Consider the following 15,878-nt stretch of genomic DNA (forward strand, 5'->3'; position numbering starts at 1 on the left):
GCAGCTACCGGTTGCAGTATAACTGACAACCGAGCTGCGAAAACCCGCAGCTACCGGTTGCAGTATAACTGACAACCGAGCTGCGAAAACCCGCAGGTACCGGTTGCAGTATAACTGACAACCGAGCTGCGAAAACCCACAGCTACCCGGTTGCTTTACTGACAACCGAGCTGCGAAAACCCGCAGCTAACGGTTGCAGTATAATTAATATTGTTAACCTGGACATTTCGAAGTAAGCTTATACTGAAACGCTTTCATAATAGGAGGGAAAATATGTACACATTTGGTTGGTGCAGTGGTATTGAGGAAGGAGAGAGACTTAAGCGGCTGGGCTTCGATTATATCGAATGCGCGCTGGTATCGCTTGATTTGGAAAACGAGGCTGCAGCGGCCGAGAAGATTCCCGTCTATGCGGACAGTCCGATTCCGGTCCGGGCATTCAATGTTTTTTTTCCAGGCGATATTAAAGTCGTAGGTCCGGAAGTGGATGTAAACCGCATTCAGCGTTATATCCATAAAGCCGCATCTGCCATGAGCAGAGTCGGCGCGGAAATCGCCGTACTCGGCAGCGGGCGCTCCCGCAATATCCCCGACGGCTGGGAGCGCCAGCAAGCGGAGGAGCAGTTTGTGCAATTGCTGGAATGGATTGCCGCAGAATTTGCCGGAACCGGCGTCACGCTTGCTATTGAACCGCTGAATTCGAAGGAGTCCAACATTGTGGGCAGCGTATCCGAAGCGGTCATGTTCGCCAAACAGGTGAATCATCCTTCCATTCGGGTGTTGGCTGATTTTTATCATATGGATGAGGAGAATGAGCCTCTCGATACGCTCATCCATAACAAGGATTGGCTCGCCCATATCCATCTGGCCGATACGGGGCGTCTCTCTCCGGGGACGGGTCAATATCCTTACGCCGAATTTGCAGCTTCCCTGCAGGCTGCCGGTTACAGCGGCATGATCTCGGCGGAATGCAAGGTCAATGATCCCGACACAGAGTTCGCAGCAAGCCTGGCTTTTATGAAACGGGTTTTCAGCAAGTAGACGAGATTCAAATGATTGGTGCTCTGCAGCTCTAAATTGCAGGGCGCCAATCTTTTAGCCGTATCCCTGCCTCCTCAGCAGCGAACGGTCAGCAGACTCCCTCACTTTTCTTCTCCTGTACATATAAAATCCCATTATATACCAAATATTTCGCCATATTTTTTTTATTTAAAACCTATCGTCATAAATGTCACAAAAATTACTCCTGTATCGTTTTATCTGCAAACGCATTTAAGGAGTGATTAAGATGAAAGAATTGACATGCGTCGTCGTTGGCGGCGGACATGCGGGCATTCATGCGGTGAAGGAGATTCGCAAAGCATTCAGGGATGAATCAGGAAAACATCGGCTCCGGCTCGTCCTGATCGACAAGAATCCTTATCATCTGCGCAAGGTACTGCTGTTCAGGCCAGCAGTGACGAATGAAGACATCAAGATCCCTTTTGCAAAACTGTTTCCCGAAGGGGTAGAAATTGTACAGGCTGCAGTTGTGAATATCGAAGCGGGAGAGAAAAAGCTGCTGCTCCGTAATGCAGCCGGAACAGAGCATGCAATGAACTATGACATGCTCGTCGTAGCTGCCGGCAGCGTCGTCCGGCAGCCCGACCCCGAGCAAGGGGGGCTGCCGCTTGCGACAATGGACAGCGCGCTGAAAATCCGGGACATTTGGCGTGCAAATTTGAAACTGGCTGCGACGGAAGCCAATCCGGGAGAGCGTGATCGATTGATGACCGTTGCCATCGCGGGAGCAGGCATAAGCGGTATGGAGACGGCCTCTGAGATGGCTTATTATGTTCGTAAAGATGCCGAGCAGCTCGGACTTGATCTTTATAAGGTGAAAATCAACTTATACAATACGAATAAAAGGCTTTTTCCGGAGGGCCCTGCCAAGGTTGGAGTGAAATTGGAGCGTTTGCTCCTGGATAGTGGAGTAAAGGTCGTCCACGGGAGCCGGGTGCTCCGGGAAACGGGGGGGAAACTAACACTGGCCAGCGGTGAGACGCAGTCTGTCGGTTTATGCGTATGGACATTGGGGCTGCAGCCCAACCCAATGCTGAGTAAAATTGGCCTGCCGGTCACTGGGGAAGGGTATGTGGTAATTGATTCAAGCTATCGGGTCCAAGGCATGCAAGGGGTATACAGCATCGGCGACTGTGCCAAAGTTGTAGATCCGCACACCGGGCGGGCAGACGGGATGACCTGCAAGGAAGCGATCGCCCAAGCGGCAAGGCTCGGCAAGATTTTGGCGGCTGATCTTGAAGGACTTTCCGCACCTGTGCACACCAGTTATATGGATGCGTTCTGCATTGGTTTGGGTCCTGGGAAAGGATTGACCTGGGCACAAAAATGGGGAATCGACTTTGTTATAACAGGCAAGCTTGGCTGGCGTATAAAAAAATATATCTGGGACGCGGCAAGCATGCTGAAGTAAAGAGCAATGAAGTTGTCATCCTTCTATTCAGACCCCTTTTGAATCTTGCGAAAAGGGAAGCAGCCTCTATAAAGGAGAAATAGGAAAATGAAAGGAAACTCGTACTATTGGCGCAAGCTGCACTCGCTGCTTGGGGTCATTCCGCTCGGGGGCTTCATTCTTGTACACACATTGGCTAATTATCAAGCGTTTGAGCGCGGGCCTGAAGGATTCGCGGGCGCAGTGCATTTCATCAACAGCCTGCCGCTTTTGCCAGTGCTTGAGTTTATTGTGATCTATCTTCCGATTTTGTTTCACGGCATTTATGGCTTGTACATGGCCTATCAGTCCAATCTGAATTCGGGGCAATATCCGTACGGACGAAATTGGGCTTTCACGGTGCAGCGTATTACCGGTGTAATTACGTTTATTTTCGTGTGCTGGCATTTTTATAATATCCGTTTTCAAGTTTACCTGGGCAATATCACGCATGAGGAACTTGGTTCGACGATGCATCAAATCACCACGAATCCGGCGTTCTTTGTCATTTACGTTATCGGCGTATTGTCGGCGGTATTCCATTTCAGCAACGGTTTATGGGCTTTTCTGATCAGTTGGGGCATCACGATTACCCCGCGAGCGCAAAAGATCTCTTCTTTTATTTGCATGGCCGTATTCGTGCTTCTGTCGGCGTTGTTCATTCTTTCCCTCGTTGCTTTCACGGGCGATGAATTCAAAGAAGCGGCTGCTTTGGCATGATGCGGACAGGGAACCGTCTCCGGAACGGGGGCTTCCATCATGTCTGAAAATTATTGTCATCTGAAAAGCTGCCCTAAGGGCGGCTTTTTTTTGTATTATAAGCAGGTATAAAATCCCTCCATACTTGCTATATTTCCGTGGGAAGGAACTGGCCTAAGCCGCCTAAGAACGGCTTCAGCCGTTTCGTGTTGGGCTAAGCTGACCTGCCCTTGCTTATCATGGGCCAAAAAACGTAAACTACTTAAATAAGCAATTATTCCAAGGAGGAATTCATTATGACCATTACTGTACAGATGGTGCTGGATCGGCTCAAGGGCCCTGTCGGCCGTCTCGATCCGACCGTCGATACGCTGAAGAGCGGGCGCATGGATGCCGAGGTCCGGAAAGTGGCTGTTGTGTTCATGACCACTTATGCGATCATCAAGCAGGCCGTTGAATCAGGCGCCGATCTGATCATTACTCATGAACCGACCTATTACAATCATACGGATGAGGGTGCCTGGCTTAGCGGGAATGCGGTTTATGAGAGAAAACGTGCGCTTATCGAGGAATCGGGCGTTGCAATCTTCCGGCTGCATGATTATGTCCATTCCTACAAACCGGACGGCATTCTCACCGGAATGCTGAAGAAGCTGGAGTGGGAAGCATACTCGGATCCGGCAGAAATAAATCTGCTTACGCCTCCTTCGAGCGAGCGGCACACAGTCCGCAGCATCGCCTCGCATATGAAAAGCAGGCTTGGCATAGACAGCATGCTCATAGCCGGAGATCCCGATTTGCCGGTGAGGCGGTTTGGGCTGATGCCCGGAGCGCCCGGAGGCCGCCGGCATATCGAATTTCTTGGAAGCCGGGATATCGATCTGCTGATCGTTGGCGAGACGAATGAATGGGAGACGAATGAATATGTAAGGGACGCTGCCGATATGGGACTTGCAAAAGCGCTGATCATTACCGGGCATCAGAAGAGCGAGGAGGCTGGCATGCTGACCGTTGTGGGAATACTGCACGAGGCATTCCCCGAGCTTCAGGTAGCCTTCATGGAGAGCCCGGTTGCGGTTCAGCGCATTTGATGACAGCCCGATATTCAGCAGGCCAAAGGGATACATTCAAGGACGATGCCGTTTATGGTATCGTTTTTTTTTGGAATGTCCGAAGATAGACGTCTTATCCCTTTCTGATATTTTCGAGGAAGATGCTATCGATGCCCACAAGGGGCGGCGAAGCCGCTTTTTCTTAGCTTTCTTTATAACGATCGGATGCTCCGATCATGAATAATTTCCGGGCGGGGTGGGGTATAACAAAATATCAAGGAAAACAATGGAGTGCAGCAGCGTTGGGGCCGCTTACTCGAAATTCAGGAGATGAACCGATTATGTTAACGAAAGAGCAGGTTCCGCATGAGCATGGTCTTGATCACACGATTGCGCTGATGCGGGAAGGTTATTTGTTCATTCCGAATCGGATGGAGAAATATAAGTCCGATATATTTGTAACGCATTTGCTCGGACAGAAGGTTATCTGCATGAGCGGAGAAGAAGCGGTGAAAGTGTTTTACGATCCGGAACGGTTTCTGCGCAAAGGCGCCTTGCCCAAGCGTCTGCAGGAATCGTTGTTTGGCGCGAATGGCGTCCAGACAATGGATGGCGAAGCGCATATCCACCGCAGGCTGCTTTTTTTATCACTCTTGACACCGCCGCATCAGAAAAGGCTTGCCGAGCTTGCCATGGAGGAGTGGCAGACTGCCTCCAGCAAGTGGGAAAGCGCCGATAAAGTGGTGCTTTTTGAAGAAGCGAAGGAAATTCTATGCCGGACAGCTTGCATTTGGGCAGGTGTTCCGCTGCAGGAATCAGAAGTTAAAGGAAGGGCAAACGACTTCAGTGCGATGGTTGATGCTTTTGGAGCGGTCGGCCTGCGTCACTTGAGAGGAAGGCTGGCAAGAAACCGGACTGAGGATTGGATCAGATCGTTGATTGAAGATGTCCGGGCAGGGAAGCTGAAGGCTGAGGAGGACTCAGCCCTCTATTCGATATCGTTCTACAAGGCGCTTGACGGAAGCCAGCTGGACACCCAAATAGCTGCAGTAGAACTCATAAACGTATTGCGGCCGATTGTAGCGATAGCAACCTTTATCACATTTTCAGCTTTAGCGCTGTATAAGCATCCGGAATGGAAAGAAAAGCTTCGCTCCGGCAGCGGGGACGATCTGGAAATGTTCACACAGGAAGTTCGTCGCTACTACCCGTTTGTCCCTATACTTGGGGCAAGGGTGCGTGAGGACTTTATATGGAATCATTGTGAATTCAAGAAGGGAACCCTTGCCATTCTTGATATTTACGGTATCAATCATGACGCCAGAATCTGGAGTAACCCGGAAGAATTCCGGCCGGAGAGATTTAAGGAATGGAAAGGCGGCTGGTTTGAATTTATTCCCCAGGGCGGAGGCGATCCTGATAAGGGTCATCGCTGCCCGGGCGAAGGCGTAACAGTCGAAATCATGAAGGCGAGCCTGGATTTCCTGGTTAACAAAATTGAATTTGAAGTTCCTGAGCAGAAGTTAAGGTATAGTTTGAGACGGATGCCATCAATACCTGGAAGCGGCTTCGAGATGAGTCATATCAGACGAAAGTGAGGACTTCCATTTTTAGAGGATATAGTTAATTGGATTAAAAATTAATTATATTAAATATTATGTACATTAATTAAAATCTATTTTTCTTCAGCATATGTAAGGAAAACACCTGTTCCATGGTCGATGTGAGAGCGACGAGCCTTCACAACCATTCGAAACAGGTGTCTTTATTATAGGATGGGCGCAGTTAAACGAGTGCCGGGTTGTTGCTCCCTAAGAACAGGTTCTTCAACCTGTTTATCTAATTCCTCTCCGCTGGGGAGATACCTGCCAGGGCCTCCGCCACCGGGAAATCCGCCGGGGAAGCCACCGCCAGGAAATCCGCCGCCAGGAAATCCGCCGCCAGGAAATCCGCCGCCGGGGAAGCCTCCACCGGGAAATCCGCCGCCGGGAAATCCGCCGCCGGGAAATCCGCCGCCGGGAAATCCGCCACCGGGAAATCCGCCGCCGGGAAATCCGCCGCCGGGGAAGCCTCCACCCGGGAAGCCATGCCCCGGGAAGCCCCCGCCGGGAAATCCGCCGCCGGGGAAGCCTCCACCCGGGAAGCCATGCCCCGGAAATCCGCCGCCGGGAAATCCGCCACCGGGAAATCCGCCACCGGGAAATCCGCCGCCGGGAAAGCCACCACCGGGAAATCCGCCGCCAGGAAATCCGCCGCCGGGAAATCCGCCGCCGGGAAATCCGCCGCCAGGAAATCCGCCGCCGGGGAAGCCGCCGCCGGGAAATCCACCCGGGAAGCCGCCGCCGAGAATGCCGCCGGGGAACCCTCCACCGAGAATGCCGCCAGGGAAGCCGCCGCCGAGAATGCCGCCAAGGATGCTGCGGTTCCACCAAAAGTTCGCAGGATGATCAAATGAATTAAAAGCCATATCATTTCCTCCAGTAATCGAATTTTCTAATGGGATATCTTATGCCCAGCGAATGACCAGCGACACTAGCCTATATAAATTGGGTTAATGCTGCTTGACACCCCGGCTTGCTTGAACAGCATAGAGAGGTCAGAACCCGATATGGATGTTGAGTATATCTGACTTCATGGCTTGCCCGGCAGCTTATGAATTTTTCACTGCTTCTGTATCCTGGAAAAATCGAATAATAAATCATGTTGCATTTGTCATTCGCTCCTCTTGCTAATTCAAGTAACTTGTATTAATTTAGCTAGAAGGCCAGCGGAATGAGTACATTAACCAGTCCTTATTTAAAATCCATTAACAAGGAGAATATAATGTTAACGACAAAGCAATTGCAAGAGATTGAACAACTGCAGCACGAATGTGAAACGCATGATCAGTTGCAGCTTAAACTTAATTGGGGAATGCTGAGAAATCGGGAAGGGGATCAGCTTGATTTTATTCAGTATGAGAATGGCAAGCTTGCGGCGTTTCTTGGTATGTACCCTTTTGGTTCCACAGTCGAAGTATGTGGTATGGTAAAGCCTGGTGAACGACGGAAGGGCTATTTCCAGCAATTGTTCCGGCAGGGAATGGAAACAGCCAGGCATAACGGATACAGAAAAATATTGTTGAATGCTCCTGCAGGGTCGGATACGGCAAAAGCCTTTCTAGAGAAACAAGGTGCTGTTTATGCGTTTTCCGAACATCAGATGGAGTGGCAGGAAAGGCCGCTGGATGCCGCTGAGGGGGTTGCTCTCAGGCATGCGGCAGCAGAGGATTTTGACATGCGCGTGCATTTATCGGTCACAGGGTTCGGAATTGACGAAGCAGATGCCCAAGCTATGGAAAGCAGGGTTGAGGGCGACGAAGAAACCGATATGTTTATGATTGAGGTGAACGATAAGACAGTAGGGAAAATTCGTGTGAGCCGGAAAGATGGGCAGGCGTGGATCTATGGATTTTCCATTTTGCCTGATCAGAGGGGCAGGGGAATAGGCAGAGCAGTGCTGCGCCGGGTCATACAGGATCAACGGTCAACCGGTCATTCGGTACACCTGGAGGTTGAAACGAAAAACAACCATGCTCTCGGATTGTATGAATCTGTGGGATTCAAGGCGGTACATGCGCAAGATTATTATTCGTACCAACTTTAAGCCTTCTCCCGCTCCCATATGTGATAAAATACAAATGTAATTAGACAAATTCCCATTGGAAAGGTGTGTTTAAGCAATGAGCAATTATCAAATCGTCGACTCGCTTACCGAGGAGGTCCAAGCAAATCGGAAATCGGAATATGAGCTTGCCCCTTTGTTTTTGAACCGCTGGTCTCCTCGTGCTTTTTCCGGCCGGCAAGTGTCCGAACAGGATCTGAACACCCTGCTCGAAGCGGCCCATTGGGCGCCGTCCTCCTATAATGACCAGCCATGGCGCTTCATTGTGGCGAAGACGGAGGAGCAGCTGCGCGTGTTCCATGGCTTCCTTAACGATTTCAACAGAACCTGGGCGTCCAGTGCGCCTGTGCTTGTTGTCATTGCCTCCGATAAGCTGCGTGAAAACGGCGATCCCAATGGGGCTCATGCCTTCGACAGCGGAACCGCCTGGGGATATTTGGCGCTGCAGGCGACCCTGAAGGGATTGTCCACTCATGCGATAGGCGGTTTCGACCGTCAGGCGGCGCGGGAAGCATTACAGATCCCGGACAACTACGAGCTGCATGCCGTGATAGCCATTGGCTATCAGGGAGACAAAAACGAATTGCCGGAAGCGGTCCGGCTCAGGGAAGTGCCTAATGGCCGCAAGCCGCTGAGCGAAGTCGTTTTTGAAGGCAAAGCAGGATCCTGAAGCGGCAAGTCCCATCCGCAAAGCCCAACACGGGGCTGATAAAGCCACATGAATAAGGATCAAACCGGTCTTTCATATGGAACAGGGCATGACTATGAAATTGACTGTGAATCAGATATGACCAGAAACAGGACAGAGCAGGGCGATTGCCGCAGCTTTGTCCTGTTTTTGCTTTGCGGCTGGATGCGGTCAGATCCGTTTTCACGTCGGCCAGCCCCTCCGAAAGCCGAAGCCCCTTAGGACATCGCCAGCTTCTGAATCCAGCCCCCGGATCCGTCGCAGTCTTCATCACCGTCACGTCACTCCTCAGCGGTATTCATTTTTGCCCTCCTTCCTGAAGACGCGCTTGATCATGGCGGTAACCGCCGCCAGAATAATGGGGATTGTAGCGCACATATTGATAGCAGGCACGATGAGATACCACGTTATACTGGATTCCATTTGCGTCGAGTACGTGGTCAGTGACATAAATAGCAGCAGCAATACCAGGGGAAGGATGACGGACCTGCTGTCCTTCAGCTTCAAAAGATGAGCGATCCCCGAGCTGAGCGAAACTAAAGCGATTGTTGCTTTAATATAGGATCCTGCAATCAGCGTAATACCGGCAATCGCGTCGCTCCTTTCGACAAAACCGGAAATATGAGTCACGCGTGCCATCACGTACAAGGTGAAATTACGATTGCCTGCTCCGCTTCCAAACGTCATAGTGGCGCATAAGACGACCAGGATAAAAATCAACATGTTGAGGGCGTATACGGAAAACAGAAATTTGCCAAGCGACTCATTCTTGGCAGGACGCACAAAATAAAGCAGTATGGAAAATGTGAAAATCTCTGAATAGGGAAAACCGAAATTGATGATCGCGCCATGCAAAATAGGCGATATGCTGCCCGTGAACTGAGGGAGCAAATTAGCCGGATGGTAGTTCCCCATACCAAAAAGCAAAATGATGATGATCGTAGCCAGCATTACCAGGAGGAACAGATTGAATAACCGGACAGTCACTTCAATTCCGGACAGCGCCGTGAGCGCGGAAACAAGAAGAATGAGGACATGAAACTCATATATAGGAGTACCCAGCATCATGGTGGTAGTAAAGAAAGCGCCCACTCCTATGACAATATTGGCGGTCATTCGCACGATTGCAAGCAGCATCAGGACGGCAAAAACCGTACCGATCCATTTGCCGAAGATATCTCCCAGATATTGGATGGAGGATTTGTCCGGATAGATCCGGTACAGATAAAGAACGCTGATAAGTCCGGGAATGCCAGCTGCTCCGGAGATGACGACAGAGATCCAGGCACTATTGCCGGCAGCGTGGATGACCGGATTTGGAATAAAGACGATGGAGGAGCCAAGGGTAAAGGCAAGCAGCAGCAATGCCATTTGAGAAGGGCTCACAAAATCTTTATGATTCATGCTTATCTGGCCCCCTCTATGGATCTGTTCTCTCGCATATTGATATTATTTGCCGGCAGGCGGATATTATGCAGATGCAGACAAATGTGGAGGTTGTTCACTTTGACATCCTCTATCAGAAGGATCATAATGGATTCTATTAATAGACTGCTCAGGTCCTATTTATTTTTTATGCTGCCATCATAGGGCGACTGAAAGGAAGGTAGTATTCTGTGTCTTTTTTCAATCCTGCGCGCCTTCTGCGCGTTAGACCGTTCATTTTTTTTACAATTATTCTGCTGTTAAAAAGCGCGATTGCCTATTTTTCGATTTTCGACGGGGGGCTTTCGTGGAAGATGCTGGTGACGGAGCTGCCCTTCTTCTGGCTCTTGTTCTGCGTGATCGAGATGTTTGCCGTCAAGCGCAAGCTCGGGCTTTATATGACGGCCAACCTGTTCGTGACAGCGATTATTTTCGCGGTTATTATGTATTACAAATATTATGGCGTCATCGTTACCTATCATGCCCTGGAGCAGGTTAATCAAGTCACGGCGGTGAAGAACAGCTCTTTCTCGCTTCTTGATCCTTATTATCTGCTTATCTTTCTGGATATTATCGTCCTTGGCTTCGTCTTGTTCCGCAAAAAGACAGCGCAAATATGGAAGCGGATTGCGACGCGCGGCGTGAACCGGAAGGCGGCTACGGTTCTGTTCGTGGTGTCTCTGGTTCTCTGCTTCTTCAGCATCTACCCAAACCGCGCCAGCATGAACGAAATCGTCAAAGCCGAGGACATGGGTATTCTGAATTATGAGGTATACTCGCTGTTCGCCAAGAACAATGAAGAAATCATCGATCCGCAGGAGATTACGCAGGAAAGCATCGACAAGCTCAAGAATGTGCAGGAGCCAGCTGTCCCGCAGTACTGGAACGCCGCTAAAGGTAAAAATCTTATTATTCTGCAGCTGGAATCGTTCCAGAACTTCCTGATCGATCTCAAGATCGACGGGCAGGAAATAACGCCGAATCTGAATAAGCTGGCTCATGACAACTTTTACTTTCCGCATTTCTTCCAGCAGGTGGGGGAGGGCAACACGTCAGACGCCGAGTTCGTCGTGAATACTTCCTTCTACATCCCGCCGCAGGGGCCGGCTACGATGATGTACGCGAATAAGGAGCTGCCGAGCCTGCCGAAGCTTATGGCCTCGCAGGGCTACCAGACGGCGACCTTCCATACGGATGTCATCGAATTCTGGAACCGCAACAACCTGTACAAAGCGCTTGGCTTCGAGCATTATTACGACCAGAGCTTTTTCGGGACTGACGATACCATTTTCTTCGGCTCATCGGACGAGGTGTTGTACTCGAAGACAGCCGGGGAGCTGGAGCGGATGAACGACAGCGGCAAGCCGTTTTACTCGCAGGTCATCTCGATGACGGCGCATCATCCTTTCACCATTCCGGAACGGAAATACAAAATGACGCTGCCCGAACGGTATGAGGGCACGCTCGTCGGCGATTATATCCGCGCGCAGAATTATGCCGACTACGCGGTGGGGCTGTTCATTGACGATCTGAAAAAACGCGGCGTCTGGGACAACAGCGTTCTCGTCGTCTACGGCGATCATATGGGCCTTCCCATGTACTCGCTCCATCATGACGACAAGGAGCTGATGCAGGAAATTTACGGCCATGAGTACAGCTATGCCGATATGATGAACATTCCGCTTATTATCGCCTCTCCTGGGGTCACAAAGCCGGAGGTATTCAATCAGACAGGGGCGCAATCGGATATTCTGCCGACGGTATCCAATCTGACCGGCGCGCCGCTTGCGGATCACATTCATTTTGGACAGGATCTGCTGAACCAGACTTCCAATCTGCTGCCTCAGCGCTATTACTTGCCCTCCGGCTCGCTGATCAACGACCAGTCGATCTTCCTGCCGGGCGAAGGGTTCGAGGATGGATCCAATTATCCGGTTCCCGGGCTCGGAGATTCCGCCTCCAAAGCTACCCGGGATCAATTTGACCGGGCGCTTAAGCTGCTGAATATGTCCGACAGCTACGTCATCCAGCTGCCTGACCGGAAGCAATAGACGGCCTATGGACCATGAATCCGTTATGTGGCCAGCGAAGCTGGATCGTTTCAGTATTGAACGGCTTGACCAAACAAAAAACAGGACGATGCAGGGCATTGGCGCCGCTACGTCCTGTTTTTTGTTTATTGCGGTGCAGGTACTTATTCTCCCAAATAATTCGTGCCGGCATGCTTTAATTTGATTGTCACGTTTATGGATGTCAGGGAATCCTTGTTCCATCTGAAATGGTTGTTCTGAAACCATTCCTTCCATTCCTTCTGATGTTTTCTATGAAAAATTTCTTCCACGTTAAACAAATCCACGTCTTTTACGATTGTCGCCTTGAATGTGTCCAGAATATCTGCTTTGATTTGCTGCTCAGCGAGCCGTTTTAATTCGGCTTCATTCTCACTGCTTAACATCTCGACTACTGTAGCTGAAAACCTTAGATGCAGACTGAAGGCAGGCTTCTTATCCAGGTTGGCAAATTGTATTTTCACTTTCGGCCTTTCTATTTGCAGGATGGCAACATTTCGGTCGCCCTTCTTTAGCAGCAGGGGATCGAAGACTGCTTTTGTGTTCAACCAGCGCATACCGGATACCGTCGCACCGTCAAAAGAACCTCTATATTTTTCTCCGCTCAGCATCATGACGCCGTCAATTACGGGGGTAGATTGATCCTTGCCGGAGTCCGATTTGGACCAGGCTCCTTCCTTGATAGCAACAACCGGTATGGCAAAGGTGGCGTAATTTTTATTCGCATTCAACAGGAAGTCCTGCAGGTTCACAGGCTTGAAATAGGAATACTGCTTCAAAACCATTCCAGGTCTCATGAGCAAGGAATTGATCAGGGTTGTATTGGAATTTGTGGAAACAGAAAACAATTCCTCCAGATTGCTTTGTGTACCGTAAAGCTGGGAAGTATAACGTAAATCTCTTTGGCCGGTTACTCCCTTAGACAGAGGCATTATTCCAATTTCCAAGGCAGCTGGCGTGAAAACCATCATTTTGATGTGGCTCCAGAGAATAGGCTGCTGTGATAGTTTAATCATATTATAAAAAGCCATGTTGAGGGTCGGACCCGCTGCTTTTCCAGTCCATGTGGTGTTTTTGGGTGGGCTTGAACTGCCGCCTTCCGATTTGGAAATCCCGGCAAGATCCATGAACTGAAAGTAAACGGTATATTCCTTATCCTTGTAATCAATTCCGAGCGCCGAGATATACATGTAATTTTGAATGATTTTCGAATCCCAGCAGCCTGTCGATAACACCAGTACGAGGATGCAGACAGCCATTTTACATTTCCCCTTCAAGTCTCGCCGCCTCCTTCAGGTACATAGGTTTGCACATCCTGCGGCTTCCTCTTCCTGCTCCATGGTTTTTTAAGGAGCCCTGCGAGGATATCCCGGGATTTGAAAGGAGAGACAGGGGAAAGAATCGGCATACCGTATGATTTGCACCAGGATGCATAAATGATAATTAAATAAAACCCCAGATAAAATCCCACCATTCCAAATAGCGATGAAAGAATCATCAGCAGTATCCGGAGAATGGCAATGAAACCGGCCAATGTTTGGTTAACCAACGTATACGAAGCGATCGTGGTTGTCGCAATCACGACGATCATGGTCGGAGAAGTTAATCCTGAGCGAACCGCCGCATCCCCTACGATAAGACCGCCCACCACCGTCACAGTACCGCCTACCGCCTTTGGCAGCCGAACACCGGCTTCTCTGAACAGTTGAAACATGCCTACCATCAGAAAAGCTTCGAACGGCGTGGAAAACGGGATTCCGATCCGGGAAATGGCTATGGTGGCCAGAAAGGAAAGGGGGATTTGTTCGATGTTATAGTCCGTTAATGCAATAAACAAGCTTGGTAAAAATAACGAAACTACCAGTCCGCTGTAGCGGATAATGCGCTGGAATGCGGCGAAATAGAACGATATGGTTTCATCCTCTGGCGACTTTAACAAGGTTGCTATATTGATTGGGGCTATAATCGCCATTGGCGACCCATCCATCAATACGACGAACCTTCCGTTTAGCAAACTCTCAGCCGCAAAGTCAGGTCTGCCGATATAATCGACCAGCGGCAGTAAATGGTAGGGGGAATCTGACAATGCTTCTTCCAGTTGATTGCAGCCAATCAGGCCTTCAGCATGTATCGAAAGCAGCCTTCGCTGCGCCTCTTCAATAATCTCCGGTGATACCAAGTCCTGAAAATACAAAAGCCCTACTTCGGTTTTGCTTCTCGTACCGATGACATAGCGTTTATAGGCCAGCTTGGGGGAGCGCAGCCGTTTACGGATCAAAGCGACATTTGTGCTGAGCTGTTCCGTAAAGCCGTCCCGGGGTCCCTTGACAGAGGATTCCGTATTCGATTCCTCGGTTGATCTTTCCGGTCGCTTGGCGATATTAACGGATAGAGCCAAAGGATCGGAGTCGGGGAATACGATCACAAGATGGCCCGCAAAAATATCTTCCGCTATCCGGGTGAAGGAGATTGCATGATCCAGCAGCTCCGCATCCATCCATACAGGGATTTTTCCTTCCCGATTTTCAGACAAAGTGTGAAGTAGCGGCAAAATCACCTCATTGATCTGTTTATCGTCGGTCATCCCGTCACAGTACATAATAAACGGACCATCCTCAGCGGGGTGGTCTGTCAACGCAGCTTTTTTTACAGTAACGTCCTCGCAGTGCGCAAAAAAAGAACGGGCTGCTTCTTCCGTAATTTGAAGTTTATTCGGCACCTGGTTTCACCTTCAATCTCCGGAAACTTAAAATGAAGAACGCCATTGCGGCAACGCCCATTCCCAGACCCAGCGCAAGATCATGCCAGCGAACGGAAAGCTGAATAAATTTCAAATCATTGGTGGACATCAAGCACACACACGAGATGGCCAACCATATGGCTGCCATGACGCCAACAGAAGGGCTCATTGTCTTTCTCGGCATCAGCGAGCAAACGGCAAACAACAACAGAGATTGTCGGATGAGACTGACTGAAAAAAAATAAATGATGGACAGGGAGTCGATATGCGAGAAATTGATGCCCAAGGTTGCCAGTCTCCATTGCTCGAAAACGGGGGTACGCTGCTGAATGGACTCAATAGTCCCGAAAGCGCCAAGAGAAATGATGATTGGCACAACAAGCGTGATGACATGAACAAGAAGAAGAACATAAATGGTTTTGAAATTGATTTTGGCTCCGGTATTCACGAAGGGGGCAAGGACGATAAGGATAAACCAATCCGACATGCCGGCAAGTGAGGATAATAGTGACCCTCTTACCGGGATCCAACCCCGTTCCAGGAGTGGAACCAATTCATAAAAGTGAAGGAATTTGAATATTCCGAAGAACAGGAGCGCAAAGAGTATGACCACGATCGGGAGCAGGACGCCCGCAGCAATTGCCAATGTACGCAGCCCAAGCAAACTGCCGAGCAATACCGAAACACTGATGATGAGCACAACAATGAAGTTTGGCGTATTGGGCAAAAACCATATGTTGACCCAATGCACGATATCTGTCATATTGACATACAGATTTAACATCAGGATGACCGCCAAAACCGCCGTAATCACCATGGCTATCAATGTGCCCGCACGTTGTTTCAGCCATTTTTGAACCGTGATGGAGGACATGCGATGACTTATCCAGGCCAGTACGAAAGCCCAAATCAAGGCGGGTATTGACGACAGGAGTACGCCAATCCAGGCATCCCGCTGTCCATGGATCATTGTCATCATTTTGAAAACACCGAAGTTGTTGAAGCAAATGATTAATACCAGCAGAGACACCAGCTGCTTTTGTGAAATCAT

At 49.8% G+C, this 15,878-nt stretch carries 13 protein-coding genes; 8 read left to right on the forward strand and 5 right to left on the reverse strand.

Annotated elements, in window-relative coordinates; translation table 11 throughout:
- Window positions 1-273: 273 nt before the first annotated feature.
- The 5 genes from AC0YOB_RS04625 to AC0YOB_RS04645 all read left to right on the forward strand — a co-directional run bounded on the left by AC0YOB_RS04625 (window position 274) and on the right by AC0YOB_RS04645 (window position 5,840).
- Window positions 274-1,041, forward strand: coding sequence for a sugar phosphate isomerase/epimerase family protein (locus tag AC0YOB_RS04625; RefSeq protein WP_475791756.1), 768 nt, complete (start codon window positions 274-276; stop codon window positions 1,039-1,041).
- Between the two features lie 247 nt (window positions 1,042-1,288).
- Entirely contained in the window at window positions 1,289-2,473 is a 1,185-nt protein-coding gene (locus tag AC0YOB_RS04630) for an NAD(P)/FAD-dependent oxidoreductase (RefSeq protein WP_475791757.1), read from the forward strand.
- 87 nt (window positions 2,474-2,560) lie between these two features.
- Window positions 2,561-3,211, forward strand: coding sequence for a succinate dehydrogenase cytochrome b558 subunit (locus tag AC0YOB_RS04635; RefSeq protein ID WP_475791758.1), 651 nt, complete (start codon window positions 2,561-2,563; stop codon window positions 3,209-3,211).
- Between the two features lie 275 nt (window positions 3,212-3,486).
- On the forward strand, window positions 3,487-4,281 hold the full coding sequence (locus AC0YOB_RS04640) for a Nif3-like dinuclear metal center hexameric protein (protein WP_475791759.1): 795 nt from the start codon (window positions 3,487-3,489) through the stop codon (window positions 4,279-4,281).
- 302 nt (window positions 4,282-4,583) lie between these two features.
- Entirely contained in the window at window positions 4,584-5,840 is a 1,257-nt protein-coding gene (locus AC0YOB_RS04645) for a cytochrome P450 (RefSeq protein ID WP_475791760.1), read from the forward strand.
- A gap of 170 nt (window positions 5,841-6,010) precedes the next feature.
- On the opposite strand, the gene AC0YOB_RS04650 is transcribed toward AC0YOB_RS04645, so the two are convergent.
- On the reverse strand, window positions 6,011-6,709 hold the full coding sequence (locus AC0YOB_RS04650; protein ID WP_475791761.1) for a hypothetical protein: 699 nt from the start codon (window positions 6,707-6,709) through the stop codon (window positions 6,011-6,013).
- A 305-nt stretch (window positions 6,710-7,014) separates the two neighbouring features.
- Between AC0YOB_RS04650 and AC0YOB_RS04655 the strand changes: the two genes are divergently transcribed.
- Both AC0YOB_RS04655 and AC0YOB_RS04660 read left to right on the forward strand, forming a co-directional pair.
- Window positions 7,015-7,887: a GNAT family N-acetyltransferase gene (locus tag AC0YOB_RS04655; protein WP_475791762.1), complete on the forward strand. Its 873-nt coding sequence runs from the start codon at window positions 7,015-7,017 to the stop codon at window positions 7,885-7,887.
- 76 nt (window positions 7,888-7,963) lie between these two features.
- Window positions 7,964-8,575 (forward strand): nitroreductase family protein, encoded by a 612-nt coding sequence (locus AC0YOB_RS04660; RefSeq protein WP_475791763.1) that lies wholly within the window; start codon window positions 7,964-7,966, stop codon window positions 8,573-8,575.
- A 306-nt stretch (window positions 8,576-8,881) separates the two neighbouring features.
- On the opposite strand, the gene AC0YOB_RS04665 is transcribed toward AC0YOB_RS04660, so the two are convergent.
- Entirely contained in the window at window positions 8,882-9,997 is a 1,116-nt protein-coding gene (locus AC0YOB_RS04665) for a GerAB/ArcD/ProY family transporter (protein WP_475791764.1), read from the reverse strand.
- A 212-nt stretch (window positions 9,998-10,209) separates the two neighbouring features.
- Between AC0YOB_RS04665 and AC0YOB_RS04670 the strand changes: the two genes are divergently transcribed.
- Window positions 10,210-12,069, forward strand: coding sequence for an LTA synthase family protein (locus AC0YOB_RS04670; protein ID WP_475791765.1), 1,860 nt, complete (start codon window positions 10,210-10,212; stop codon window positions 12,067-12,069).
- A 143-nt stretch (window positions 12,070-12,212) separates the two neighbouring features.
- Here AC0YOB_RS04670 and AC0YOB_RS04675 read toward each other — a convergent pair whose 3' ends face one another.
- The 3 genes from AC0YOB_RS04675 to AC0YOB_RS04685 are packed head-to-tail and all read right to left on the reverse strand — an operon-like array spanning window position 12,213 to window position 15,878.
- Window positions 12,213-13,346, reverse strand: coding sequence for a Ger(x)C family spore germination protein (locus tag AC0YOB_RS04675; RefSeq protein ID WP_475791766.1), 1,134 nt, complete (start codon window positions 13,344-13,346; stop codon window positions 12,213-12,215).
- Between the two features lie 14 nt (window positions 13,347-13,360).
- The gene (locus AC0YOB_RS04680) at window positions 13,361-14,806 is read right to left on the reverse strand and encodes a spore germination protein (RefSeq protein WP_475791767.1); all 1,446 of its coding nucleotides are present in this window, start codon (window positions 14,804-14,806) and stop codon (window positions 13,361-13,363) included.
- On the reverse strand, window positions 14,796-15,878 hold the full coding sequence (locus AC0YOB_RS04685; RefSeq protein WP_475791768.1) for a GerAB/ArcD/ProY family transporter: 1,083 nt from the start codon (window positions 15,876-15,878) through the stop codon (window positions 14,796-14,798). Before AC0YOB_RS04685 ends, AC0YOB_RS04680 begins: the two co-directional genes overlap by 11 nt.

The sequence above is a fragment of the Paenibacillus sp. JT31N17 genome (assembly GCF_056269255.1).

Coding starts and splice junctions, on each gene's coding strand:
- AC0YOB_RS04630 (WP_475791757.1), top strand. CDS start 1,289: ATGAAAGAATTGACATGCGTCGTCGTTGGCGGCGGACATGCGGGCATT.
- AC0YOB_RS04635 (WP_475791758.1), top strand. CDS start 2,561: ATGAAAGGAAACTCGTACTATTGGCGCAAGCTGCACTCGCTGCTTGGG.
- AC0YOB_RS04650 (WP_475791761.1), bottom strand. CDS start 6,709: ATGGCTTTTAATTCATTTGATCATCCTGCGAACTTTTGGTGGAACCGC.
- AC0YOB_RS04675 (WP_475791766.1), bottom strand. CDS start 13,346: ATGGCTGTCTGCATCCTCGTACTGGTGTTATCGACAGGCTGCTGGGAT.
- AC0YOB_RS04640 (WP_475791759.1), top strand. CDS start 3,487: ATGACCATTACTGTACAGATGGTGCTGGATCGGCTCAAGGGCCCTGTC.
- AC0YOB_RS04655 (WP_475791762.1), top strand. CDS start 7,015: ATGAGTACATTAACCAGTCCTTATTTAAAATCCATTAACAAGGAGAAT.
- AC0YOB_RS04685 (WP_475791768.1), bottom strand. CDS start 15,878: ATGATTTCACAAAAGCAGCTGGTGTCTCTGCTGGTATTAATCATTTGC.
- AC0YOB_RS04625 (WP_475791756.1), top strand. CDS start 274: ATGTACACATTTGGTTGGTGCAGTGGTATTGAGGAAGGAGAGAGACTT.
- AC0YOB_RS04665 (WP_475791764.1), bottom strand. CDS start 9,997: ATGAATCATAAAGATTTTGTGAGCCCTTCTCAAATGGCATTGCTGCTG.
- AC0YOB_RS04645 (WP_475791760.1), top strand. CDS start 4,584: ATGTTAACGAAAGAGCAGGTTCCGCATGAGCATGGTCTTGATCACACG.
- AC0YOB_RS04660 (WP_475791763.1), top strand. CDS start 7,964: ATGAGCAATTATCAAATCGTCGACTCGCTTACCGAGGAGGTCCAAGCA.